General features: G+C 71.9%; 25 protein-coding genes. 19 read left to right on the forward strand and 6 right to left on the reverse strand.

Features of this window, described 5'->3' with window-relative positions; all coding sequences use genetic code 11:
• The first annotated feature begins 35 nt into the window (after positions 1–35).
• Positions 36–269 (forward strand): hypothetical protein, encoded by a 234-nt coding sequence (locus F7P10_RS17020; RefSeq protein ID WP_151010231.1) that lies wholly within the window; start codon positions 36–38, stop codon positions 267–269.
• Positions 270–560: 291 nt separating this feature from the next.
• Complete coding sequence (locus F7P10_RS17025; protein WP_151010232.1) at positions 561–1,178, forward strand: hypothetical protein; 618 nt, start codon at positions 561–563, stop codon at positions 1,176–1,178.
• An 83-nt stretch (positions 1,179–1,261) separates the two neighbouring features.
• On the opposite strand, the gene F7P10_RS17030 is transcribed toward F7P10_RS17025, so the two are convergent.
• The 4 genes from F7P10_RS17030 to F7P10_RS17045 all read right to left on the reverse strand — a co-directional run bounded on the left by F7P10_RS17030 (position 1,262) and on the right by F7P10_RS17045 (position 5,330).
• On the reverse strand, positions 1,262–1,561 hold the full coding sequence (locus F7P10_RS17030; RefSeq protein WP_151010233.1) for a hypothetical protein: 300 nt from the start codon (positions 1,559–1,561) through the stop codon (positions 1,262–1,264).
• 211 nt (positions 1,562–1,772) lie between these two features.
• Positions 1,773–2,042 carry a MerR family transcriptional regulator gene (locus F7P10_RS17035; RefSeq protein ID WP_254716774.1) on the reverse strand — a complete coding sequence of 90 codons (270 nt, stop codon included), beginning with the start codon at positions 2,040–2,042 and terminating at the stop codon, positions 1,773–1,775.
• 685 nt (positions 2,043–2,727) lie between these two features.
• Positions 2,728–3,771, reverse strand: a complete 1,044-nt coding sequence (locus F7P10_RS17040) for a B12-binding domain-containing protein (protein ID WP_151010235.1) — start codon at positions 3,769–3,771, stop codon at positions 2,728–2,730.
• Positions 3,768–5,330 (reverse strand): GAF domain-containing SpoIIE family protein phosphatase, encoded by a 1,563-nt coding sequence (locus F7P10_RS17045; protein ID WP_254716652.1) that lies wholly within the window; start codon positions 5,328–5,330, stop codon positions 3,768–3,770. Before F7P10_RS17045 ends, F7P10_RS17040 begins: the two co-directional genes overlap by 4 nt.
• A gap of 409 nt (positions 5,331–5,739) precedes the next feature.
• Here F7P10_RS17045 and F7P10_RS17050 point away from each other — a divergent pair, with 409 nt between their 5' ends.
• From F7P10_RS17050 to F7P10_RS17075, 7 genes are all read left to right on the forward strand, one after another.
• Complete coding sequence (locus F7P10_RS17050; protein WP_176611505.1) at positions 5,740–6,378, forward strand: Crp/Fnr family transcriptional regulator; 639 nt, start codon at positions 5,740–5,742, stop codon at positions 6,376–6,378.
• Complete coding sequence (locus F7P10_RS45440; protein ID WP_368077488.1) at positions 6,315–6,452, forward strand: helix-turn-helix domain-containing protein; 138 nt, start codon at positions 6,315–6,317, stop codon at positions 6,450–6,452. Before F7P10_RS17050 ends, F7P10_RS45440 begins: the two co-directional genes overlap by 64 nt.
• A gap of 281 nt (positions 6,453–6,733) precedes the next feature.
• A complete protein-coding gene (locus F7P10_RS17055; RefSeq protein ID WP_151010237.1) occupies positions 6,734–7,522 on the forward strand; it encodes a hypothetical protein in 789 nt (262 codons plus the stop codon).
• Positions 7,523–7,526: 4 nt separating this feature from the next.
• The gene (locus F7P10_RS17060) at positions 7,527–9,665 is read left to right on the forward strand and encodes a hypothetical protein (RefSeq protein WP_151010238.1); all 2,139 of its coding nucleotides are present in this window, start codon (positions 7,527–7,529) and stop codon (positions 9,663–9,665) included.
• Positions 9,646–10,944, forward strand: coding sequence for an SPFH domain-containing protein (locus F7P10_RS17065; RefSeq protein WP_176611506.1), 1,299 nt, complete (start codon positions 9,646–9,648; stop codon positions 10,942–10,944). The genes F7P10_RS17060 and F7P10_RS17065 overlap by 20 nt, the downstream gene beginning before the upstream one ends.
• Complete coding sequence (locus F7P10_RS17070) at positions 10,944–12,290, forward strand: DUF4407 domain-containing protein (RefSeq protein ID WP_151010240.1); 1,347 nt, start codon at positions 10,944–10,946, stop codon at positions 12,288–12,290. The genes F7P10_RS17065 and F7P10_RS17070 overlap by 1 nt, the downstream gene beginning before the upstream one ends.
• Before the next feature lie 181 nt (positions 12,291–12,471).
• Positions 12,472–13,203 (forward strand): GntR family transcriptional regulator, encoded by a 732-nt coding sequence (locus F7P10_RS17075; RefSeq protein ID WP_151010241.1) that lies wholly within the window; start codon positions 12,472–12,474, stop codon positions 13,201–13,203.
• Positions 13,204–13,337: 134 nt separating this feature from the next.
• On the opposite strand, the gene F7P10_RS17080 is transcribed toward F7P10_RS17075, so the two are convergent.
• On the reverse strand, positions 13,338–14,204 hold the full coding sequence (locus F7P10_RS17080) for an alpha/beta hydrolase family protein (RefSeq protein WP_151010242.1): 867 nt from the start codon (positions 14,202–14,204) through the stop codon (positions 13,338–13,340).
• A 127-nt stretch (positions 14,205–14,331) separates the two neighbouring features.
• Between F7P10_RS17080 and F7P10_RS17085 the strand changes: the two genes are divergently transcribed.
• The 4 genes from F7P10_RS17085 to F7P10_RS17095 all read left to right on the forward strand — a co-directional run bounded on the left by F7P10_RS17085 (position 14,332) and on the right by F7P10_RS17095 (position 18,229).
• Positions 14,332–16,146 (forward strand): class I SAM-dependent methyltransferase, encoded by a 1,815-nt coding sequence (locus tag F7P10_RS17085; protein WP_151010243.1) that lies wholly within the window; start codon positions 14,332–14,334, stop codon positions 16,144–16,146.
• Positions 16,143–16,982: an alpha/beta hydrolase family protein gene (locus F7P10_RS17090; protein ID WP_254716653.1), complete on the forward strand. Its 840-nt coding sequence runs from the start codon at positions 16,143–16,145 to the stop codon at positions 16,980–16,982. The genes F7P10_RS17085 and F7P10_RS17090 overlap by 4 nt, the downstream gene beginning before the upstream one ends.
• On the forward strand, positions 16,979–17,140 hold the full coding sequence (locus F7P10_RS44380; protein WP_254716654.1) for a hypothetical protein: 162 nt from the start codon (positions 16,979–16,981) through the stop codon (positions 17,138–17,140). Before F7P10_RS17090 ends, F7P10_RS44380 begins: the two co-directional genes overlap by 4 nt.
• Before the next feature lie 411 nt (positions 17,141–17,551).
• The gene (locus F7P10_RS17095; RefSeq protein ID WP_151010244.1) at positions 17,552–18,229 is read left to right on the forward strand and encodes a triacylglycerol lipase; all 678 of its coding nucleotides are present in this window, start codon (positions 17,552–17,554) and stop codon (positions 18,227–18,229) included.
• Between the two features lie 7 nt (positions 18,230–18,236).
• Here F7P10_RS17095 and F7P10_RS17100 read toward each other — a convergent pair whose 3' ends face one another.
• The gene (locus F7P10_RS17100; RefSeq protein WP_151010245.1) at positions 18,237–19,130 is read right to left on the reverse strand and encodes a TIGR03564 family F420-dependent LLM class oxidoreductase; all 894 of its coding nucleotides are present in this window, start codon (positions 19,128–19,130) and stop codon (positions 18,237–18,239) included.
• Between the two features lie 88 nt (positions 19,131–19,218).
• Between F7P10_RS17100 and F7P10_RS17105 the strand changes: the two genes are divergently transcribed.
• From F7P10_RS17105 to F7P10_RS17130, 6 genes are all read left to right on the forward strand, one after another.
• Positions 19,219–19,782: a TetR/AcrR family transcriptional regulator gene (locus F7P10_RS17105; RefSeq protein ID WP_151010246.1), complete on the forward strand. Its 564-nt coding sequence runs from the start codon at positions 19,219–19,221 to the stop codon at positions 19,780–19,782.
• Between the two features lie 28 nt (positions 19,783–19,810).
• Complete coding sequence (locus F7P10_RS17110; protein ID WP_254716655.1) at positions 19,811–20,608, forward strand: SAM-dependent methyltransferase; 798 nt, start codon at positions 19,811–19,813, stop codon at positions 20,606–20,608.
• Positions 20,609–21,205: 597 nt separating this feature from the next.
• The gene (locus F7P10_RS17115; RefSeq protein WP_176611507.1) at positions 21,206–21,946 is read left to right on the forward strand and encodes a GntR family transcriptional regulator; all 741 of its coding nucleotides are present in this window, start codon (positions 21,206–21,208) and stop codon (positions 21,944–21,946) included.
• Positions 21,943–22,779: an ABC transporter ATP-binding protein gene (locus tag F7P10_RS17120; RefSeq protein ID WP_151010249.1), complete on the forward strand. Its 837-nt coding sequence runs from the start codon at positions 21,943–21,945 to the stop codon at positions 22,777–22,779. Before F7P10_RS17115 ends, F7P10_RS17120 begins: the two co-directional genes overlap by 4 nt.
• Positions 22,776–23,564, forward strand: coding sequence for an ABC transporter permease (locus F7P10_RS17125; RefSeq protein ID WP_151010250.1), 789 nt, complete (start codon positions 22,776–22,778; stop codon positions 23,562–23,564). Before F7P10_RS17120 ends, F7P10_RS17125 begins: the two co-directional genes overlap by 4 nt.
• A 7-nt stretch (positions 23,565–23,571) precedes the next feature.
• On the forward strand, positions 23,572–24,576 hold the full coding sequence (locus F7P10_RS17130) for an ABC transporter substrate-binding protein (RefSeq protein WP_218040548.1): 1,005 nt from the start codon (positions 23,572–23,574) through the stop codon (positions 24,574–24,576).
• Positions 24,577–24,603: the final 27 nt, after the last annotated feature.

Consider the following 24,603-nt stretch of genomic DNA (forward strand, 5'->3'; position numbering starts at 1 on the left):
CCGCGATCGCCGACATGCCAAGGGAGGCGGAGCAGATGAGCATGACCCAGGAGACCGGTGGCATCACCGGCACGAAGGACAAGGACTACGACCTGGTCTGGTTCGTGGAGCAGTGCCTGAGCAACGCTCTGCGGCTGGAGACCTACATCGCGGACTGCGAGCGGGCCGGCGACACCGAGGCCGCCGACCTGTTCCGCCGCGCCCAGTCCGACAGCCGGAAGGGCGCCGAACAGGGCAAGGCGCTGCTGCAGCAGCGCATGACCGCCTGAACGACCGTCCCGGGCGTGCGGCGTCCGTCCTCGGACGGACGCCGCACGCCCGAGGTGTCGCCGGCGGCAGGGATCCGGTCTGGACGCCTGAGGGGCCGGTTCGGAACAGAGCGGTTCGTGACCGGTCCGTGGTTTTCCGCCCGCCGGTGCCGGGGGATCGTGCGGGAGAGATCGCTGCGCGCGGATGCCGCGTCGCGGTGGCACGCGACACGGCATCGGAGGAGTTTCATGAAAGGGACACGCCTGCGCCGGGCGGTACTTTCGGTGGTTCTCACAGGAATGGTCGCCGCGTTGGCGCTGCCTCCGCTCGCGGGCGCCGGCGCCGTCGCGGAACCCGCGCGGAGCACCGAACCACGGCCGCCGAAGCTGCCGCGAGACTTTCACGGGACGGGCAAATGGATCGTCCGGGATCTCGACATCACGGTGCCGTTCACCTGGTCGGGAGCGGACGGCGACAGCCAGATGGTCGCGGGCGGTCCGGGCCACCCGATCTGGTTCACGAACCTCATCTACCAGGACTCGCTCTACACGCTGACCTATAAATGGCCCGGCCTGAACGAGCGCGTATGCTCGCGAATCCCGGGGTTCAACCTGGAGACGCTGAACCGGAAACTCGAGACGTCACGTTTCGTCGGGCGGGAGATCCTGCAGCGGGAGCCGGCACGCGCCGTGAATCACTGGCGGGTCGGTGTCGTCGTGCCGCAGCTACCGCCGGGGAAGTACCTCCGGTTTCCACTCGCGCTCGGCGACATCTACGTCGACCAGCGCGACCCGTCGACCTTCTGGCAGGTCCTCCAGTTCGGCGTCCAGAACCTCTACGACCCCGAACTGGACGAGTGGCTCGTGATGAACACGTTCGAGCACAGGCCCGGGAAGGTCAGGCTGCCCGCCGAGTGCCGAGGGTCGTAGCGGCCCAGGACGCGAGAGCGCACCCCGCCCGCCCTCCGGATCCCGGGCTGAGGACCGGCGGCGCCCGGTTCGGGACCCGCCCCTCAGAGCGCTTCGCTGATCCAGCTCCACGCGCCGTCCGTGCTCTCCGCGCGGATCAGGTGCGCACCGCTGGAGTCGGCGAGTTCGGCGATGGCCCGCGCCAGCCGGCGGTGGAAGTCGGCGGGCGGATGACCGCTCCCGGACGATCCCTCCAGCAGCGTCACGCTGACCTTCGCCTCGTCACGGAGCTGTGCGGTCAACCTGCCGGTGTGGTCCATGCGGAACATCACGACCGCGTCGGCACGGACCATGTCGCAGCCGTCGGCCGCCGAGATCCACACTTCGGGCACCGCTCCGCCCATGATGCTCATCTCCCGCGTCGAAAGCCCTACCCCTTCAACATAGGCGACGTCGCTCCGCCGCCCCAGCGTCCACTCGCCGGAACTCCGCCCAGGGCCGCGTGCCGCTCTCGCCACCCTCGCGCGCGGCCCCTGCCGGTGCGAGGTACCGGACGGCCTTGAAGGCCGTCGGCCGCGTCCGTCACGGGCACACCGCCTCCCGGGGACGCGCGGCCTACTGCGACGGGTCCTGTCGTTCCCGCTGGAGTCGGGCGTTGATGCGCTCGGCTTCGGCGAGCTGGTCCTCCAGGATGATGATGCGGCAGGCCGCCTCCAGCGCGGTGCCCTCGTCGACCAGGTCGCGGGCGCGCTGCGCCAGGCGCAACTGGTAGCGGGAGTAGCGGCGATGCCCACCGCGTGAGCGCTGCGGAACGATCAGCTTGGCGGTGTCCAGGCTGCGCAGGAACGCCGGGGTCACGTCCAGCATCTCGGCGGCGCGGCCCATGCTGTAGGCCGGGTAGTCCTCGTCGTCGAGCCTGTCTTCGAGCGTGTCGTCGGGGTCGCCGCCGGGGGCGGCGCTCTGACGGCCGTGCTGAGGCGGCTGGTCGCCGGACCGTGCCGGCTGGGGTGCTTTCACAGAACCTTCCATACTGCTGTGGGGATCGATGGTCGGGAAACAGCGACAGGGGCCCTGGCGCCATCGGCGCCAGGGCCCAGAGGTACAACACCATCTATCCGGCCTGAGCGGCCGGTCTTCCGCGTCGCCCATCCCCTTCGGAACGGGTGCGCGGGGATCGCGGATGCGTGACCGTAGACCACCGTCCAATCTGTGGAGCTGCGGTTCCCGCGCGGCGTGACTGGAGCCTGCTGCGGGCGATCCCGATGGCGCCGGCCCCTCCTTTCCTCGACATCATCTTCGATACTGCGTGTTCTCTTGCCGTCGGCGACCCGTTGGCCGCCGGTCGGACCGGCTACCGGAGCCCCTTCCACTGCGCTGGCCCCGGCACGCCCGGTCCGTTCCATCCAGACCCGGCGACAGTTCGTCCTCTGCCGCTTCTCTTGGACTTGTCTCTCGCTGATGACAGGAACACTACCCGATCAAGGCGCGAATATCTACCTCGATCACTGCAGAGTTTCGTAGATCACGCTCCAGGTTTCCTCGATCGCCCTCCAGTACTCTCGCTCGACGGTCACGTGGTCTGCAGGCGGTCTCGCAGGGCGTCTCGGGTGCGGACGAGCATGCGGGTGGCGCGCGGGTAGTCGGCGACGGGCTCGAAGAGCAGGTCGAGGACGGCAAGGAGGCTCTGCGGGGGGACATCCCGGGCGGCGAGGATGTCGGCGGCCCACGTCATGTAGCTCGTAAACAGATCGGGATCGTCCAGGTAGAGGGCGGTGCCGAAGAACTCGACGATGTGGGAGATCTCCTCGGCCGTCCGGTCCCGCCGGTCGGGGTCCTCCGGGAAACGGGACCGCAGGCCGGTCAGGACGTGCCGGATCAGCTGCGGGGCCGTCCGGGTGACGTGGGCATGGGCCTGGTCGGTCAGGTGCGGGAGGTCGTCGATGATCCGGTGGACGGGCGGCGGCTTGGGCAGCGGGGCCCGCTCGAGACGGTCGGCGGCGGCGCGGGCGTCGGGCGCCCACGCGTCCGCGCCCAGCAGGGCGGCGTAGCGGCCGTCGGGCCCGTAGGCGGCGCCGCCGACCAGGACCGGCGTACCGGTGGCCTGGCAGGCGGTGATGGCGGCGTGCGCGGCGGGCAGCCGGGTGGCGATCGAGGACGACAGCAGCACCGCGGCCGGGGCGGTGCGGTGCAGGTGGGAGATGAGGTGCCGGGTCGGAACCTGGGCGCCGAGGTAGTCGACCGGACGGCCGCGCAGCCGCAGCACCTCGGCCACGAGCCGGGCGGGCAGGGCGTGCCACTCACCGTCGATGCAGGCGACCGCGACGGGCCGCTCGGCGCGCGGCTCGCGCCGAGCGGCCGGGTGGTCCGCGAGCGCGGCGATCACGCGTTCGTTGACGGCCGTGGCGCTGTGCTCCTGCGCGACGGTGATCCGGCCGGCCGCCCACTCGCGCCCCACGCGGGCCTGCATCGGCGCGATGACGTCCAGGAGCAGGGTCTCGGGGTCGATTCCGCCGTCCAGCGCCGTCAGCGCGATGTCGGTGGCGGCCTGCTCGTCCCCGGCGATGACGGCCGCCCAGAGCGCGTCCGCCAGGTCGCCGGTTCCGCCGGCCGTCATGCCCGGACCCTTGGGGCGGTGATCGCGATCACCGCCATGTCGTCGTGCCGGCGGGCGCCGACCCAGTCGGCGGCGAGCATGTGGACGCGTTCCACCAGCGCCTCCGGGTGCATGCCGCCGCACCGTCCCAGTTCGGTGCGGAGGCGCTCCTCGCCGAACATCTCGTCGCCCAGCGGCCCGCCGACGGCCTCGGTGATGCCGTCGGTGTACAGCAGGCAGGTATCGCCGGGCCCGAGCGTCACCCGGGCGGTGGTCGAGTCGATCTCCTCGATCACGCCGATCAGTGAACCGGCCGTCGGGGCGGTCTCGACCGTCCCGTCCGTCCGGACGACCAGCGGGGCGGCGTGACCGGCGCTGGTCAGCCGGAGCCGGAGTCGCGTCCCCCGCGGGCGCGCCGAGGCCAGCACCAGCGTGACGAACCGCGTCGAGTCGCCGTGCAGCAGGGCGCCGTTGAGCAGTTCCAGCACCCGCCGGTGGTCCCCGGCCATCGGCAGCAGGGCCCGCAGCGTGTTGCGGATCTTGCCGGTGAGCACCGCGGCCTCGAGTCCCTTGCCGCACACGTCCCCGAGAACCACCAGCGTCTCGTCGCCGGGGCCGTCCGCGGGGAACACGTCGTAGAAGTCGCCGCCGACCAGGTCCTCGTCGCCGGCGGGCCGGTAGCGCGCCGCCAGCTCCATCCCGCCCGGCTCCCGGTCGCGGTCGCGGGGCGGCAGCAGCTCCGCCATCAGGGTCGCGGTGATGGAGGCCTGCTCGGCGTACAGGCGGGCGGCCGACAGGACGGCGCCCGCGCGGGCCGCGAAGAGGCGGACGGTCAGTTCCTCGCCCGCGGAGAACCGCTCGCGTCCGGCCGGGCGCAGCAGCACCAGCGCCCCGGCCGGGACGCCGTGGCCGGGCAGCCCGACCACCGCCATCGCGGCGGGCCGGTCCGGCGGACGGGCGAGCCACGCGGGGGCGGCCGCCGGGTCGATCCAGCGCGGCGGCACCGGCGGGAAGCCCCGCATCGCGTCGGCGAGGCCCTCGACCTCGGCGGGGTCGACGAGCAGTTCCTGGTGGTCGACGCGCCCGCCGGGCCCGCAGCGGGTGACGGGATGGCCCCGGCCGGAGCGCGGGACGATCACGACGGCGCCGTCGCCCAGGTGGCGGGCGGCGAGCCGCGCGGTCACCTCCATGCACCGCTCCAGGTTGAGCGACGCGAGCAGTTCGTCGGACGCCTCGGCGAGGAAGGCCGCGCGCTCGCGCTCGGTGACGTCGACCAACCACCAGACCGTCCGGGACCCGCTCTCCGGGACGGCGTGGGCCTCGAACACCCGGTCGCGGATCGGCCCCTGGGCGACCGTGCCGCCGCCCGCGGGGAGCGACCGCTGGGCGTCGGCGAGCCAGCCCGGCACGGCGCCGGCCGCCGGCCCGCCCGGCGGGACACCCAGCACGGCCCGCGCGGCGTCGTTGAGCTCGACGACGGCCCCGGACGGGTCGACGCTCAGGACCGCGCAGGGAGCCGATCGCAGCACGCCGCCCAGCGCGTCCCGCGCGCCGCCGTCGCACCGGGCCGGTTCGGTCACGCCGCGCCCCCCGGGAGGGTTTCCCTCCCCGGTTCCGCACGGCCGTATCGGAATCTCAACCAACCACCCCCGACTGCCGGCAGCGTTCGGTGAGGCCGCTCACCAGAACGTCGCCCTCAAGACGTGCGGCGGCTCGAATCCGATGCGGACCCGCGAGACGAGCGGTCCGCGCCTGGGGCCACCACGGCACCGGCTAACTCCGAACGTCCCCACTGACGCAGGTCGCTACACACGCCACGAGATCCGGGCGGTCGGCACCGGCGTCCACGGACGGCACCGGCAAGGGGTGCGGCGAAGTTCCTACTGGTCGCACCAGGAGCGCGGGCATGTCCAGCGGGTGCGTCGAGACCGGGTTCGGGTGCCGACGAGAAACGACTACCGCGGCCCCGCGGGCGGGGATAGTGGACATGTGGTCGATTCAGGGAGAGAGCACTGGCCGATCGGGACGTTCCTGGCGGGCTTGAAGGCGCCGCTTCGGCGTGAGCTGCTGACGATCGCCCCCGAGCAGCGCGTGACCGCGGGGCAGCTATTGATGGCGCAGGGGGAGCCCACCGACCAGGTGCTGGTGTTGCGGGCGCGGGGCAGCAGGTCGCCGGCGTGCGTGAAGGTGGTCGGCTGCCTGGAGAACGGTGCGGAGGCCCTTCTCGGGATCAGGGTCAGCGGGGATCTGGTGGGAGAGCTGGCGGCGATCCGTGACACGGATCGCTCCGCGACCGTGATCGCGTGCACGGACGGCGCGGTTCACCGGCTGCCGAAGGAGCGCTTCCTGGGGTTCCTCGACCGCAATCCCGAAGCGTGGAGACTTCTGGCGACCATGCTCGGCGACCGGCTCGACTGGGCCAACCAGCGACGTCTGGAATTCGCGGGCTACCCGGTGGACCGGCGGCTGGCCCGCGTGGCCGTCCTGCTCGCCGACCGCCACGGCTATCCGGTCGAGGGGGCACCGACCTCGGGATCGAGCTCACCCAGGAGGAATGGGGAAAGCTGGTCGGCGCGGCGCGGGAGTCCGCGGTCAAGGCCGTCAGGCACATGCGCTGCGCCGGTCTGATCAGGACGGGCTACCGGCGGATCGTGGTGTCCGATCTCGAAAGGCTGAAAGCTTACGCGATGACCGGTCGGTGATCTGGGGAGCGTGGGCGGCGAGCCCCTGTCCGGAGGGCGGTCCCCACCAACGCGGTCGCGGCGTCGAAGTCCCGGGCCGTCGCCGACGCCCGGCCGACCGGGCGCCCGGCCCCCGATCATCGCTTCGTCTGCGGGATCAGGCGATGGGTTCGGAGTCCACACCCCGTCCGCGGTTGCGGATCTTCGCTTGATTTCGGCACCTCTTCGGTGCTCCACCAACCGACCCTGATGCCAAGGGACAGGGTGATCTAGGCAGAACAGGTATAAATCCCGATTCTTGTGTGTCCCGGCGTGCGAAGATCCCGATTCTCGACTCCAACATGCCAAGGGGACAGCAGGTGGCAGGGGTTTTCGAACGGCGTCCGATGATCTCCGTTGACGCCACAGGGTACGGAAGCGGCGACGATCAGCGACAGGCGGACATCCAGGCGGGACTTCTCGACGTTCTGGACCGGGCCGCGGACTCGGCGGGACTCGACCGGGACAGCTGGGAACGGCAGGGTGCCGGCGACGGGGAGTTCTCGGTCCTCCTCCCGCAGACCTCCGAGGGGCGTCTGGTGGGGGACTTCCCTCGCCACCTCGCGGCCTTCCTGCACCGGCGCAACGGGGACGCACCGTGGGCGAACCGCCTCCGGCTCCGGATGGCCGTCCACTACGGCACGGCGATCGCCGATGTGAACGGGCGCAGCGGCCAGGGGCCCGTCGAGGTCGCCCGGCTCTGCGACAGTCCCCCCTTGCGGGTCGCCCTCAAGGAGGCCATGGCCGATCTGGCCGTCATGCTCTCCGACCGGATCTTCACCGACGTCGTCCGGCACGGCCACGCGCTCTCCGTCGCTCCCGAGGACTTCCGGGAAGTGGAGGTGAAGGTCAAGGAGTTCAGGGAGCGCGCCTGGCTCTGGATTCCGAGGGGTCGCAGCGTCCATTCCCTCCCCCTCGCTCTCCCGCCGGACGAGAAGTCCGCACCGGAGCGCACGGGTGACCGCGCGGCGCCGAGGCCGCCCGGTTCGGTGCACAACGAGTTCCACGAGCGGGTGGATGCCAGGCGCGCCAACTTCGGTTTCGGGGGCTGACCACGTGTCCGCGGACGCCCCCGCCGAAGGCGTGCACACCGACGACGACGGCCAACCGTTCCAGCCCGTCGACGACCCGCCCGAGGCGGACGAGCAGGGGGTCCTTCCCCCCGCCGAGCACGTGCCGGTCAACCAGCTGATCAACGTTTTCCACAGCAATGTGGACGCGGGGGGCGCGAACTTCGGGTTCGGTGCGGCGGCGGGCTGGACCAGCCGCCGGGCGGTGAGCGGGCCGATGTCCCGGGACCGGGTGGACGCGCTGACTCGATACTTCGTCGAGCCCGGGCCCTTCGGGCCGGCGATCCAGGCGCTGCGACGGACCTCGGTCGTCACGCTGTGCGGGCCCGAAGGCTGCGGCAAGCTCACCGGCGCCGTGAATCTCCTGGTGCGCGTCCTCGACGGGACGGCGCCGATCGTCAGGTTGTCCTCGACCAAAAGCCTCCGGGAGCTGGCCGACCACCGGTTCGACAAGGGGACGGGGTACCTGCTGCCCGGCTGGTTCGGCGACGTCGACCGGGAGGCCGAGCTCCACTGGGAACGGGTCCAGGGGAAACTGCGCGAGCGGGGCTCGTTCCTGGTGGTGACCTCCTCGGAGGAGGACCGGCGCACGGCCGCGACCGCCAGGATCGAGTGGTCGCCGCCCGAGGACTGGGCAGCGGTCATCCGTGCGCACTCGGGCGGCGGTGTGGCGGACGCGGATATCGCGAAGGCCGTCGAGGCACTGCCCGAAGCCGTGACGATGGCGTGCCTCGTCGAGATCACGGACCGGCTCGTGCACGGTCTGTCGCCCGTGGAGGCCATCTCGTCCGTCCTCCGGGAAGCGGCGAAGAGCCAGGTCCGTACCTGGTTCGAGCAGGGGCCGACCCGGGAGCAGGTGCTCGACGTCACCGTGCTGGCGTTCCTGCCGGGCCTTTCCGAGCGGCGGTTCGGGGACGTCCGCGCGTCGCTGAAGGCCACGCTGGCGGAGATGGTGCCCGAGCCGCCCCCCGGGACCGACTCCGCGGATCGGCCACCGAGCCCCGCGGAGGCGGCCTTCCCCCAGGCCAGGGGGAGACAGCGGGACAACCCGCTGATCCAGATCAGGCAGGTGAACGTCGACGGATGGCCGCGGCGGCTGATCGAGTTGCGCGATCCGGAGGCGCAGCGCTTCGTGTTCGCCGAGATGACGGGACGGTTCGACGAGCACTTCTGGGACGCGGTCCGGATCTGGCTCGAGGGCATCCTGATCAGGCCGGAACTGTCCCTCCACATCGCGGCGGGCCTGGCCCGGCTCGCCGCGTCCAGCTTCGACGAGGTCGAGATCTCGTACCTGGACCCGTGGTCGATCGCGACGGGACGCGGCGAACCGGCTCGCTCGCACGCCCGGCAGAAGCGGCTGACGACCGTCCACGTGCTGTGGTTGATGTGCTTCGACGAGGATCTGGCGCCGGTGGCGCTCCGGGTCGCTTCGGGATGGGCCGCGCGAGACAGCACGCACGGGCAGAAGTACAACGCGATCATCGCGTTCTCGGGGGTTCTCGGGCGGCTCTACTCGATCGAGGCCGTGAAGAACCTCTGGCGGCTGGCGGGCAACCGGGGAGCCGTGCTGGGGCCTCTCGCCACCGAGGCGTTCGGCGGGCTGTTCCTGTCCCAGGAGGACACCGCGGGACAGGAGCGCGTCATCCGCTTCCTGGAGGACAAGATCAAGAAACTGCGTGGAATCCCCGGCCGGATCGAGCTGTACGGGATCGCGCTGCGGGCGGTACTCGCCGTCTACCGAACGGACGACCAGCAGGGGCGGCCGCTGGCGGCGCGGCTGCTGTGCGAGCGGCCCGACCTGGCGGACGCCATCGGGTACACGTGGTCGGTGCTCCTGGTGAACCGGCCGGTCAGGCATTCCGCGCTGGCCGCGCTGCACGCCAATCTCGACGCGTTGCGGTACCGGTCCGAACAGCCGGAGGTGATCGCCCGACGGCTCGGCGACGTCCTGGGCGGCCTGCTGTCCAAGGACCAGCGGGACGAGTTGGCCGAGGACTTCACGGCGTTCGCCGCTCGCCCCGCGAACCGGCGCGACGGAGCGAACCCGGTCACCGCCGCCCTGCTCTCGGCAATCGAACGAGCACAACGTCGCATAGGAGAAGATCGTGACCTATCCGATCATTAGCCAGAAGGTCCTGTCGCCGGTGCCTCAAAGCGGGCGGCTTTTCGGGCTGCGTTCCCGGCGCCGCGACACTTCGGAGATCCCGCCTCCGACGGCGGGGCAGGTACTGGTGTTCCGCTCCGGCGGCAGGTACGTGCTCGACAGCGGACGGCTCGGCTTGGACGACGAGATCGTCCTGGAGGCGACGCACGTGAGCATCGTCGACGTGACGGAGAACAAACAGGTCAGGACCGAGTTCACCGTTCCCTCCGCGGAGGGGGGCGAGTTCACCGTTCGCGTCGACTTCACTTGCCGCGTCCATGACCCGGTCGCCGTGGTGGAGGCCGGGCTCGGGGACGTCCGAGACGCCCTGGCCGGGTACCTGAGGGCACACGAGGACGTCTTCAAGGCGGGCGCGAAATACAAGCTCGCCGATTTCCTGGAGGCCCGGACGGAAGTGCGCGCCGAACTGCAGGCATACCACCACTACCTGCCGGTCCGGCTTTCCGGGATGACGGCGACCCTGAGCAACGTCGAGATCCCCGCACCGTCGGAGGTCAAGGAGTACGTGGGCAAGGCCGTCCGGGACGATCTCGATCATCAGGACCGGCTCGCGGGTCTGTCGAGGGGCGGAAAATACGACCGGGCTCAGGCTCTGGAGGAGACCGAGACCAGGCTGCACAGGCTCAAGCTGGAGGTGCTGAGCACCGAGCAGGAGATCAACAAGCTCAACAGCGACCGGCAGAAGGAGGCGCAGCGGGAAGCGGACGAGGAGGCGGCGCTGGCCGCGGCGCACCGCAGGCGCGACCTGGAGACGACCTTCGACATCGATCGGGCCGCGAAGGTCACCGCCGCGGTGGGCGACGATCCGCTGATGGCCTACGCCCTCGCCGCCGAGCGGGACGAGATCGGTGCCAAGGAGCTGGCCGATTTCCACCAGCAGGAAGCCGACCGGCTGCACCTGCTGGAACGGCTGCGTGAGGACCGCGCCCACGAGGACGCGGTTCAGAATGCGCAGCTGTCCAGGGAAACCCAAGTGCAAGGCGTCATGCTGCGGCTCGAAGTTCTCAAGGAGATGGTGCGCAAGGGCCACCTCGACGAGCGGGGCGTGAAGGAGATCGACGGCATTCTCCACGAACTCACCGCGGGGAAGACGACCGCACCGCCTGCGAAGACGGAACCCGGCCGGGGGATCGAGCCGGCGGCGGGGCAGGCCCGGGAGGAGCTCGCGGCCCCGCCGCGGATTCCCGGCCCCGACACCGACACCGGCGAGGATGTGCCGTACCGGGAGGAAGACCTCTGATGACGGCGGTTCAGACGGACCCGGCCATCGAGGTGGGGGGTGAGCCGCCCCGGCGGCCCGTGCACGGCCCGAAGGGCCCGGGTGTATGGCTGCGTTCACTGATCGGCGTGGACGAGTCCGTGCTGAGCATGGCCCCGCTGGACCGCGGACGCTACACCGCGATGGCCCTGATCGTGGTGAACGCGGGGATCCTCGCGGCCGTGTCCATGCTCGTCGTCGTCGAGAAGTTCACGGACGTGTCCTTCATCGTGGCGCTGCCGGTCGCCCTCTTCTGGGGGTGGGTCATCTTCTCGGTGGACCGCTGGTTGATCGCCAGCTCGCACGGGACACAGAGCAGCCGCGGGGTGTTCCTCACGCGGATCGTGCTGGCCGTCGTGCTCGGATTCGTGGTGGCCGAGCCGCTGCTGCTCAAGATCTTCGAGCCCGCGATCCACCGGCAGGTGGCCGAGGACAGGCGGGTGGAGCGGGCGACCAAGCTCAGCGCGTTGACGGCCTGCAATCCCGTCCCCTACCGGGCGCTCCCCGCGAAGGACGCCGCGTCGTGCGAGGATCGCGGGCTGCTCCTCACCGTCGACGCCGACCCGGCGGCCGCGGCGGCCACCGTGACATCGCTCGAGACGCAGGCGTCGACGTTGTCGAAGGCGATCGACAAAGACATGGCGGAGCTGCGAAGGCTGGAGCGGCTGGGGCACGCCGAATGCGGCGGCGAACGCGTCGGGAACGAGACCACGGGCGTCGTCGGCGAGGGACCGAACTGCCGCCAGATCCGGACCGAGCGGACGACGCTCCTGGACACGGCCGAGTTCCCGGAACGTCGGCGGCAGCTCGCCGATCTCCAGGTCAGAGCCAAGAACGCCGTCGAGGCCCAGGGGGTCGTCAACGCCGGCTATTCGACCGAGATCGCTCAGGAGATCGACGAGCAGCTCCCCCGTCCCGATGGCGAGATCGGCATCCTGGAGGAGGATGAAGCGCTCGTCGCCCTACAGGGCGAGAGCCTGATGGTCCTCCTGTTCGTCTGGCTGCTCCGCATCGCACTGATCACTTTGGATTGCCTGCCGATCCTGACCAAACGCCTCGCCGGGCCGAGCACCTACGACCGCCAAGTGGCCGACCACGCCACAGCCGACATGGAGACGCACGAGGTCTTCCTCAAGCACGCCAAGACGCAGAACATTCGGTCTCGAAGCGAGGCCCTCCATCTGGCGGAGGAACATGAGCGAAACCGCCGTCTGCACAGAGAACACCACGAGGCCGCGGCGCGCAACGACCAGGACGAGCAGGTGAAACGGCAGATCCGAGATCTCGCCGCCCGGCTGAAGGGCCGGCCCGGCCCGACGCCCGAATGAAGCGCCCCGGCCCGCGCGCACGCACCGTACGTGCGGACCGGGGGCGACGCGGCATCGCCGCGGCCGCCGCTGCTGCGAATGGACGTGAAGTAGGACGACGTCCTCCGGCACGGGGGCGGGCGGTCCCTACACTGTGCCGGACGGTCGGCCGGCCGGCCGGCGGACGAACGGTAGGGGCGGGATGCGCAGCAACGCACTGGACGCGGTCGCCGACGACCTCGCCTTGCAGATCGCCACCGGCCGCCTCCGGCCCGGGGACACGCTGCCGTCGATCCGGCGGCTCGCCGGACGGTACGAACTGAACCCCTCGAGCATCCAGCAGGTGCTCGGCCGGCTCCGCATGGCGGGGTTCGTCGAGCCGCGGCACGGTGTCGGCGTCGTGGTCCGCGACATCCGGCTCTACGGCGGGATCCAGACCTGGCAGTACCTGTTCCGGTTCTCCAGCAGCCTGCCCGAGCTGACCGTGCGGAACGTCCAGGAGATCCTGGAGACGCTCCAGCTGTTCTACCAGGCGGCGCTGGTGAAGCTCGTGCCCGACGCGAAGGGCGCCGATCCGGCTCCGGCGCGGCGGGCGTTCGCGCAGCTGGAGCTGCTCGCGCAGGACGGCGACGTCCGTGCCGGCGACGTGCACCGGGGCGTGCTGGGCGTCCTGCGCGCCGTCCTGGCCGGGCTCGGCGGGGGCGTCACGCTCGGGTTGCTCAACTCGATGGGGGACGTCCTGGCCGAGGTCCCCGAGGTGCTCGAGGCCCTCTACGGGGACGCGTCCGAGCATGTCTGGTTCTGGGGCAACGTGGTCACCGCGTGGGAGACCGGCGACGAGGGGCTCGCCAGGGAGACGCTCGCGGTCCTCGACGCGTGGCACGCCGCGGCCCTGGCGCGGCTGCGCGACCGGCTCGACCTCGCGGGCGGATAGCCGCCGGCCTGGGTTTTCCTTACTCCGGTTAGTAGTGCGGCGGGAGAAGTCATCCGGGCCGCCGCTATGTGTACGGACACTGTTTCATACAGACTCCCACACACTTCCGGGTGTGAGGGAGGCGAGCCGTGCCGTCAGGGTGTGCGCAGGGACGCCGTGAGCTTGGGCCAGACGCGGTGCAGTTCGCGCTGCCAGTACGGCCAGTCGTGCGTCCCGTCGCGGTACAGGTGGGCGGTCGCGGGGATGCCGAGCGCGCGGAGGCGGCGCAGGAACGGGCGGATCGTCGCGCGGACGAGCGGTTCGGCCAGGTTGGCGGCGCTCCACGGGGCCGCCGGGTCGAGGGGGCCGGGACGTCCCGTCAGGCCGGACGACAGGTGGACGCCGGTCCCGCGGAGCCCGGCGGCGAGGACGAGGGGGTCGGCGGCTCGCCAGTGGCGGTCGTGGACGAGCGGGACGCCCCACATCGCGAACGGGTTCACGCGGCCCGCCGCGCCGGTCGCGGCGAGCAGCGTCGTCGCGGACAGGGCCGTGCGGATGGTGCAGGGGCCGCTGAACGCGGCGGCGAACCGGAACGTTCCGGGGTTGGCGGCGGCGCTCAGCAGCGCGCCGTACCCGCCCCCGGACACCCCGGCGACGGCGCGCACCCGCCCGGCGGCGTAGCGGGCGCGCATGAGCGCGTGGAGGTGGTGGACGTGGAACGTCTGCCACTGGGGGCCGCGGCGCCAGTCGGCGTACCCGCCCGCGCGGCCCCCGTCGGGCATGACGATCAGGACGCCGTCGTCCCGGCTGAGCCGCTCGACGTCGGTGCGGCGGATCCAGGAGGACGAGTCGTCGAGCCCGCCGTGGTGCAGCGTGAGCAGCGGCCAGGTGCGGGCCGCCGTCCAGCGGTGCGGGAGCAGGACGCGGATCGCCAGTTCGGCCGCCGGCACCGCGGCGGTGCGGACGGTCAGGACGCGGAGCCGGTCGCCGGCCCTCTCCTCGTCGAGCACTTCGATTCCCATGGCCCCCGATCATGGCGGCCCCGAATGTGAATCCATACGTCACCGGTCAACGAAAGCGCGATCGGGATTGTCAGGTCGGCACGCCTTTATGACGTGCTTTTCCGGGCTGCACGGAAAGGGGCTCGAAATGATCATCGCAATGGCGATCGCCGCCTGCATGGCCGCCAACGGCTGGCGGCTGCGGCGCAGGCTGCGCGGGCTGCGCACGCTCCCGCCGGGGGACGAGGGCGAGGCCGACCCCGACTATGTCCTGCTCACCGCGCGGCACGTCGAGGTGCCGGACCGGGTGGCCCGCGCCGCCGAGAGATATGCCCGCGAGAACGGTCTCGGGCTCCTCGATCTCATGCCCCGCGACATTCCGGTCGACGGCGCCCTCGACCTCGCCCGGCACACCGATTTCGGCGCCTACCGGGACGACGCCTTCGGCATGGGGCGCGGCGCCTGCCACGCGGTGCTCGCGTCCCGGGACGCCGTGGCGGCGGCGGGCCTGCGCGCCGGCGAGCGCGATCCGGACGAGCTCGGCGCGGCGACGGCCCGGCTCAAGCTCTACGTCGAGCGCGCCGACATCGCCGTCGCCGGGATCGCGGGGCACGACCAGACCGCCTTCCGGCGCGCGCGGATGCGGGCGCTGGCGCTGGTGATCCCGCAGACGCTCGCGCTCCCGCAGACCCTGGGGGCCATGGCCGCCGGCTACCTGCTGGTGGCGGGGACCCTGGCCGCCGCGCCGGCCGCGGGCCTGCTGCTCGCGCTCTGGTACTGCGCGGTACCACAGCTGATCTTCGCCGGCGCGCCCGTCCGGCCGCGCGACCTGCACCGGGTCAGCCTGCTGCGGCCGGTCCACGTGCCGCTGTCGATCGTCCGCACGCTCGCGGCACCGCGCACCGGCTGGGAGCGGGCGCTGCTGGCCCGGCGGGAGGAGGCGCGGGCCCGGTACCGGGCGGAGCTGGAGCGCGGCACCGGACGGTTCGTCGGGCCGCGCTCCCCGGAATGCCCGTGGTGCGGATCGGACGAACTGGACGTGCACGTCACCGCCCGCGACGTCCTCCAGGGCAAGCCGGGACGCTTCACGCTGGAGCGGTGCGGGAACTGCGGGCACATCTTCCAGAACCCGCGCGTCACGCCCGAGGGCCTGGACTTCTACTACCGGGACGTCTACGACGGGCTCGGCGACGTGCTGGCCGAGCGCATCTTCACCTCCAACACGTCCTGGTACCTCGCCCGCGTCGCCATGGTGCGGCGCGCGGCGGAGCCCCGGTCGTGGCTGGACGTCGGCACCGGCAAGGGGCACTTCTGCCGGGCGGCCCGGACCGTCCTCCCGGAGGCGCGCCTGGACGGCCTGGACTTCGGCGCGGCGGTCGCGGAAGGGGCGCAGCGCGGCTGGATCGACACCGCCTACCGGGGCGAGTTCCGCGCGCTCGCAGCCGACCTGGCCGGACGCTACGACGTCATCAGCATGCACCACTACCTGGAGCACACCACCGACCCGCTCGCCGAGCTGGACACCGCGACGAAGGTGCTGCCGCCCGGGGGGCACCTGCTGATCGAGATGCCCGATCCCGAGTCGTGGTTCGGGCGGGTGCTGCGCGGCCACTGGGTGCCGTGGCTGGCGCCGCAGCACCTGCACATGATCCCGCTGGCCAACCTGCTGGACGCGCTGGAGCGGCGGGGGTTCGAGGTCGTGTCGCGGGAGCGCCGCGAGGCCGACCAGGGGCCCGACTTCGCCGCGTCCGCCGCCGCGGTCGTCAACCGGCTCGGCCTCGACGTCGACCGCCCCTGGTGGCCGCGCGTCCCGGGCGCCCGCGAGTACGCGCGCGTCCTCGCCGTGCTCGTCCTCGCCGCCCCGCTCATGGGCGCGGCCGTCCTGCTGGACCTGCTGACCGTCCCGATCGCCCGGAGGAACAGCAACGCCTACCGGGTCCTGGCGAGAAAGAACTTCGGATGAGAACCCTTCGGCACTTCGCACGCCTCCTGCTCGCGTCCGTCCTGCTCCTCGCGCTCGTCGCGGGCGCCGCGCTCGTCGCGCCGCCGGGTCCGGCCCGCGCGGCCGGGCCCGCGATCACCGAGACCTGGCACGGGCCGCGCACGCTCGACCTGAGCTGGCATTCGGCGAACGTCGACCAGACGGTCCACGTCCGTCTCCTGCTCCCCGCGGGCTGGAAGCGCTCCGCGCGCGGGACCTGGCCCGTGGTCTTCGCGCTCCAGGGCGGCCGCGACGACTACACCTCCTGGACGCGCGAGACCGACATCGAGGGGCTCGCCGCGGCGTGGGACGTCATGGTCGCCATGCCGTCCGGCGGCGAGAACGGCAGCTATACCGACTGGTGGAACGGCGGCGCGGGCGGCGTGCCCCGCTGGGAGACGTTCCACACCGCCGAGCTCGTCCGGGTGCTGGAGCGCTACGGCGCCGGGACGCGGCGGGCCGTGATGGGCGCGTCGTCCGGCGGCCAGGGCGCGCTCGCGTACGCCGGACGGCATCGCGGGATGTTCAGGTACGCGGCGTCGTTCAGCGGTTCCACGCACCTGACCATGGACGGGATGCAGGTGTTCCTGATGTTCGTCAACCTGCTCGGCTCCGGCCTCGACGCGTTCCGGATCTTCGGCGTGCCCGGCCTGGACGACGCGAACTGGCGGGCGCACGACCCGTACCACCTCGCGCCGAACCTGCGCGGCGTCGGGCTGTACGTGTCCAGCGGGACCACCGGCCTGAACGGCCCCTACACGCCGCCGGGGGCGCAGTGGCGGCTGACGCAGCTCAGCGAGATCCTGATCGGGGGATGAACCGGTCGTTCGTCGCCCGCCTGGACGCGCTCGGCATCCCGGTGACCTCGCACATCTACGGTGACGGCTGGCACGCGTGGCCGGAGTGGATCCCCGAGCTGGAACGCGCCTGGCCGCTGATGATGGACGCGCTCGACGCGACGGAGACACCGGCCTGACCCCTGACCGGCGGTGCCCCGGCCGCCGCGATCCGCCTTCGGAGACGAACAGCGCCCGCGCCTCTTGTCAGCGGCGGCGTGGTACCGCGGACACCAAATAGATACCGTCGTCTATATGTCGGCCGCCCGGAAAGAGGGAGACATGAGACGACGGTTTCGGCGCGGGCTCGCGGCGGCGCTGACGGCGTGCGCGGCGCTGACGGCGGGCGCCGTCCTGCCCGCCGGCAGCGCGGCGGCGCGGGAGCGGGACGTCCATCCGGTGGGCGACCCGGCGACGGCGATCGGCAACTTCGTGCTCAGCCCGGACGCGGTGGCCGGGGCGAACGACTGGGACTGCGTGCCGTCCGCCGAGCGTCCCGAACCGGTGGTGCTCGTGCACGGGACGACGTCCAACCTCGGCTTCGCGGGGCCATGCTCGCGCCGACCCTGGCGAACGCGGGGTACTGCGTCTACGCGTTCAACTACGGCGAGACGCCGTCCAGCTTCGGCCGCGTCTACGGGCTCGGCGACATCGCGGAGTCGGCGCGCACCATGGACGCGTTCGTCGACCGGGTGCTGGCCGCCACGGGAGCCGACGAGGTCGACGTGGTCGGCGGCTCCCAGGGCGGGATGATGCCGCACTACTACATCAAGCGGCTCGGCGGCGCCGCCGAGGTGCGGACGCTGGTCGCCCTGGCCCCGACCAACCACGGCACCACCATGGGCGGCCTGGTCGACCTCGCCCGCAAGCTCGGCGTGCTCGGGCCCGTCAACGACTTCCTCCGCCTCATCGGGTCGCCCGCGCACGTCCAGCAGGAGGAGGGGTCGGAGTTCCAGGAGGCGCTGTTCGCCGACGGCGACACCGTCCCCGGCGTCCGCTACGTGACGATCGCGACCGCCCACGACACGACCGTCACCCCGCTCACGAACTCGTTCCTGCACGGCGGCGACACCACCAACATCCTGCTGCAGGACCTGTGCCCGGACGACCCGGTGGGGCACTCCGGCACCTGGTTCGACGGGCCGATCATGCAGATCGTCCTCAACGCCCTCGGCCCGGACGACCCGGAGTTCCGGCCGGAGTGCACGGACTACGGCCCGAGCATCTGACCCGCCCTCACCCCAGGGAGGCCGCGAACTCCAGGACGCGCGCGGCGTCGCCGTACGGGCTGACCAGCAGGTCCGTGGCGCCCGCGGCGGCGAAGCGGCGCAGCTCCGCGGCGACCTCCCGCTCGTCCCCGGCGACGACCGTCTCGTGCACGCCCGCCAGTCCCTGCCGCTCGAGCACCGACCGGTAGGCGGGGAAGTCGGTGGCGGCGGCGAACCGCTCGGCGATCTCGCGGCGGACGCCGTCCGGGTCGGTGGTGAGGGCGACCAGCACGCCCGCCAGGACGCGCGGCGCGGGACGTCCGGCGGCCCGCGCCGCGCTCGTGATCGCGGGCACGATGTGGTCGCCGATCGCGGCGGGGCCCGTCCAGGTGGTGACGGTGCCGTCGGCCAGCTCGCCCGCGGCGCGCAGCATCGCGGGGCCGAGCGCGGACAGGATCACCTGCGGCGGGGCGGCACCGGGCGCGTCCACGGCCCCCACCGCGCTCAGCGTCTCGCCGCGGTGCTCGACCGTCTCGCCGCGCAGCAGCGGGAGCAGCGCGGCCAGGTAGTCGCGGGTGTGCCGGACGGGGCGCTCGTAGGGGATCCCGTACCAGCCCTCGATCATCGCCGCGTGGCTCGGGCCGATGCCGAGCGTGAAGCGCCCGCCCGTCATGGCCTGCGCGGTGAGCGCCTGGCCCGCCACCGTGAGGGGGTGGCGCGGGTAGGTCGGGACGACCGCCGTCCCGACCTCGATGCCGGGCACCTCGCGTCCGGCGAGCGCCGCCGCCATGAGGGCGTCCCAGGACGACGACGAGTGCCCGAAGAACGCGCTCGCGAGCCCGGCGTCGCGGGCGAGACGGACCTGGGCGACGAGGTCGTCCAGCGGGGCCCCGCCGGCGACGGTGAACAGTCCGATGCGCATGATCACTCCAACCTGAATCGGATATTCCTCTTCCGCTAAGTCAGGGTAACCTGAATCCAGAGTTCCGGTTGAACCGAACGGAGGACCGATGCGAGCCGACGCGCGGCGCAACCGCGAGCGGATCGTCGCCTGCGCGCTCGAACTGTTCGCCGAGCAGGGCCCCGGCGTCGGCATGGAGGACATCGCGCGGGGGGCCGGGCTCGGCGTCGGCACCCTCTACCGGCACTTCCCGGACCGGCGGGCGCTCGTCGAGGAGATCGCCGCCACCGCGCTGCGCCGGTACGGCGCGCGGCTCCGCGAACTCACCGCGCGGGACGGTCCGCGCTGGGAGGTGTTCGCCGAGGTCGTCGACGACTCGACGGAGCAGCCGTTCGCCCTCATCAAGTCGCTCGCCGAGGACGGTGCCGTCCCCCGCGAGCGGACCGCCCTGCAGGACGAGGTCGACGGGCTCCTGCGCGAACTCGTCCGGCAGGTCCAGGACGAGGGGACGATGCGGCGCGACGTCGGGCCGGCCGAGATCGTCGAGATCCTGAGCACCACCGTGTGCAGGCCGGGCGCGCGGCGCGGCGACGCGATCTCGCGGGTGGTGCTGGACGGACTCCGGGCGTTTCCCGAAGACCGCACACCGGCGCGCCCGCCGGGGGCACAATGAAGATCATCCCCCCGGCATGGAGCGGCATGTGAACGACATTCCCGGCATCGACACGACCGTCCCGACCTCGGCGCGGATCTGGAACTACTGGCTCGGCGGCAAGGACAACTACCCGGTCGACCGCGAGGTGGGCGACGCCATCGCCCGCATCCACCCCGACATCGTGTCCCTCGCGCGCCACGACCGCGCCTTCCTCGGCCGCGCCGTCCGGTACCTGGCGGGCGAGACCGGCATCCGGCAGTTCCTCGACATCGGCACGGGGCTCCCCACCCAGGACAACACGCACGAGGTGGCCCAGCGCGTCGCGCCCGAGTCGCGCATCGTCTACGCCGACAACGACCCGCTGGTCCTGGCGCACGCCCGCGCGCTGCTGACCTCGGCGCCCGAGGGCATGACCGCCTACATCGACGCCGACCTGCGCGACCCCGAGAACATCGTCGCCGAGGCCGCCGAGTCGCTGGACTTCACCGAGCCGATCGCCGTCATGCTGATCGGCATCCTGCCGCACATCGTGGACGACGCGGAGGCGACGTCGATCGTCCGGCGGCTGATCGAGCCGCTGCCGTCCGGCAGCCACTTCGTGCTCGTCCACGACACCGCCGACTTCCACGGGCGGTCGGTGCTCGACGCGATGGCCAAGTTCGAGGAGGAGGGCGGCCAGCCTCTCTGCGCCCGCGACCACGGGCAGATCGAGGCGCTCATGGACGGCCTGGACCTCGTTCCCCCCGGCATCGTGTCGACCACGCGGTGGCGCGTCGACCTCGACGACCCCTGGGGAGAGGCGGAGCAGGTCGCCCACTACGGCGCCGTCGGCCGCAAGCCCTGATCCGCGCCGCTGATCCGCCTCCCTGAACCGTCCCCCTGACGGGCGCCCGGTCAGGGATCGGCTCCACGGCCGGGCACTCCCGGCCCTCACCCACCGGACGGCCGTCCGGAGAGGCCCCGCCGCCCGGACGCCCGGCCCGCCGCGCTCGCGGCGGGCCGGGCGCGCCCGCGCTCGCACCGCGGCGGTCACCCGCACGCCCCTTGCCCGGCGCCGGACGGCCGGCGTCGCCCCGAGCCGACTCTCCGGCACGGCACGCCGGCGGGACCGCGGCCCCGGCCATGTGCAGGCGCCCCGCAGACGCCCCGCCGCCACCCCCTGCCCACGGCGGGATCCGGTCGCCGGACTCCGGGCCGCACAGGCACGCGCCCCGCCGCCGCCCGGCCGCACATGCATGCAATCGAGCCCGTCCCCCAAGGCCGCACTGCGCTTACGGAAGGTGATGGCCGCACTTCCCGAAGCTCCGCGCGCCTCCCAAGGCCGCTCCAAGCGGAGTTCACCGTGCATACATCGTTCGCCGTTGAATGCAACGGGCCGGAAATGTCCCGGTATCGGCGGCGCAATCGAACTCCGCCAGAGTCCACGTTGCAGGCAGCGCAAGTGACGTTGGAGGTGGGAACCATCGCGAGCACCGGGACGGGCACCCGGGTGGCCCGGTTGGTGGAGCAGATCCGCCGGGACATCGCCGCCACCAGATTCGCGCCGGGACAGCGCGTCACCGAGTCCGGTCTCGCGGAGCTGTACGGCACCAGCCGCACGCCGGTGCGCGAGGCGCTGCGCATCCTCACCCGCGAGATGCTGCTCGACCACGTTCCCAACTGGGGGTACCGGGTCAGCCAGCTCGACCTGACCGACCTGGACGACCTCTACGCGGTGCGGCTCGCGATCGAGACCCAGGCGGTGAGCCGGCTGGCGTCCGGGGAGTGCGACCTCGATCCGGTCCGCCTGCTGCTCGTGCGCTGGGACGTCGACCGGTCGCGGATGCGCGTGGACGTGTCGCTGGTCTTCGAGGACGAGCGCTTCCACGAATCGCTCGCCCTGGCCAGCGGCGGCACCGTGCTGCACTCCATGCTCCAGGTCGTCAACGGGCGCCTGCACAGCGCCCGGATGCGCGAGTTCATCGACGAGCGCCGCGTGCTGCGCACGTACGACCAGCACACCGAGATCCTGCGCGCGATCCTCGGCGGCGACCCGCCGGTGGCCGCGGCGCTGATGACCGCGCACGTCCTCGAGGGAAAACAGTTCGTCCGCAAGATCGTCGCCGCCGACCGGCCCGCGCCGGCGGACCCGGCGCCGCCCGGCGGGGCAGATCACGCCGACAGAGAGGCCAGAGCGAGATGACCAAGGTCGCCCGATCCGACGTTCACCCAGGCCGGACACCGTCCGCCGTTCCCGAAGGGGCCCGCCCCGCGAGCACCGGCCGGCTCGCGATCGAAGACCTCCGCAAGCGATTCGGCGCGAACCAGATCTTCGACGGCTTCGACGTCACCTTCTCCCTGGGCAGGGTCACGTCGATCTTCGGCCCGAACGGCTGCGGCAAGTCCACCCTGCTCAACATGGCCGCCGGTCTCCTCAAGCCGGACGGCGGCGCCATCAGGTTCGAGACCGGCGATCCCGAGGCCCCCGTCCCCAGGACCGGGTACGTGTTCCAGAACTACCGCGAGGCCCTGTTCCCGTGGCGCAGCGCCTACCAGAACATCTGCTACCCGTTGAAGGTCGCGGGCTGGTCGAAGGCCGCGCGCCGCGAGCGGGTCGACGAGATGGCCGAGCTGTTCGGGATCCGCTTCGACCTGCACCGCTACCCCTACCTGATGTCCGGCGGCCAGCAGCAGATCACCGCGGTGATGCGGTCGCTGGCCACCAACCCGGAGGTGCTGTTCCTCGACGAACCCTTCTCCGCGCTCGATTACGAGATGACCCTCTCCCTGCGCGACACCCTGCAGGCGGTCCAGCACGCCACCGGCGTCACCATGATCCTGGTCTCGCACGATCTCGACGAGGCCGTCTACCTCTCCGACGAGATCCTGCTGCTGACGAAGGCGCCCACCGGCCTCGCCGAGCGGTTGCACTTCGACGCGCCCCGTCCGCGCGGCTCCGGGACCATGTCGAGCCCGGACTTCGTCGCGGTCAAGGCCGAAGCGCTGGAGATCTTCCGCCGGGAGGTGCACCGGTGAGGCGGCCCGCCACCGGCACCCGCTGGGGCGGGGCGGCCCGCCGGACGCTCCCGGCACTGGCGGGCGCCGCACTGCTGATCACCGTGTGGTGGATCGCCGCCGCCGCCGACCTGGTCAACGAGCGGCTCTTCCCCGGTCCCCTCGAGAGCTTCCAGGCGATCGGTGCCGGACTCGCCGACGAGTCGCTGCTCACCGACCTCCGTGCGACCGTGGCCCGGATGGCCACGGCCCTGGGGCTCGCCATCGGGATCGGGGTGCCGCTGGGGATCCTGCTGGGCGCCAACAGGACCGTCTACCGGTGCCTGGAGTTCCCGATCGACTTCTTCCGCTCCACACCGGTGACCGCCGTGTTCCCGTTCTTCCTGCTGATGTTCGGCATCGGCGACGAGGCGAAGGTCGCGCTGGGCGCGTTCGCCGCCGGGCTGCTGATCCTCTTCAACGTCGCCTACGGGGTGATGGCCGCCCGCCCGACGCGGAAGATGGCCGCCCAGGTGATGGGCGCCGGCAGGCTCCGCACCCTGTGCACCGTGACCGTGTTCGAGGCGCTCCCGCAGACCTTCGTCGGGCTGCGCACCGGCTCGTCCCTGGCCCTGGTCTGCATCGTCGTGGCGGAGATGTTCATCGGCGCCGACGCCGGGATCGGCCACCGCATCATCGACGCCCAGCAGACCTACAACCTCGCCGACATGTACGGCTCGATCATCATCGCGGGCGTCCTCGGATTCATGACCAACGCCCTTTTCCACAAGCTCGACACCAGCCTCGTGCACTGGACCGGAAGGTAGGAACCGAGTGAAGCGCACCCGCAGGATCCCGTCCATCGTCGCCGCCGCGGCCCTGACCGCAGCACTCGCCGGATGTTCCGGCGACGGCGACGGCCTCGAGCAGGTGACGATGGCGTGGCTCCCGATCACGCAGACCATGCCGCTGTACGTCGCGCTGGAGGAAGGGCTGTTCGAGGAGGCGGGGCTCGAGGTCGAGCTGACCAAGTTCGAGAACCCCAACCAGATCGTGGACTCGCTCACCGCCGGCCAGGTCGAGGTCGGCGCGCCCGGAACCGCGGCCGGCATCACCATGCTGGCCGAGGCCAAGTTCCCCGGCACCTTCAAGTTCTTCGGCCTCCAGGGCGGGGCCACCGAGCCGCAGCGGATCAACGACGCGCTGGTGACGGTGGAGGACTCCCCCATCCGATCCTTCTCCGACCTCAAGGGCAAGTCGGTCGGCACGCTCCCGGGCATCCAGTGGGAGACGATCACCAAGCACCTGGTGCGCGAGGCCGGACTCGACCCCGAGCGGGACGTCGAGGTCGTCCCGCTGGGCGTCTCGCTGCACATCCCCTCGGTGGTCAACGGGGACGTCGACGCCACCCTGTCGCTGGAGCCGGTCGGGTCGGTGGCCGACGACGAACCCGGTACCCGGCGCGCCCAGGTCAACCCCGCGGAGCAGTACATCGCCGATCCGTTCTACTCGGGCGCGTCGGTGCTCACCACCGACTTCATCGAGGAGCGCCCCGAGGTCGCCCGGACGGTCGTCAGCGTTTTGGACCGTGCCACAAAAATGATCAACGAGGACTTCGAGGGCCACAAGGCCGTGCTGGCCGAGTACGCCGCCCTGGACGAGCGGCAGGTGAAGGTGGTCGCCCAGCCGCAGCTTCGCGGCTTCGAGGATCTCGACGAGACCGACCTGCGGTCCTACCAGGCCCTCGTCGACGTCTTCCGCGAGGAGGGCGTGCTGGGCAAGGACCTCGACGTCAACGATTACGTGCTCACCTCCGAGGACCTCGAGCAGAAGCAGTGACCCCCGGTACCGGAAACGAACCCCGGC

Source organism: Actinomadura sp. WMMB 499 (assembly GCF_008824145.1).
Taxonomy (GTDB): Bacteria; Actinomycetota; Actinomycetes; order Streptosporangiales; family Streptosporangiaceae; genus Spirillospora.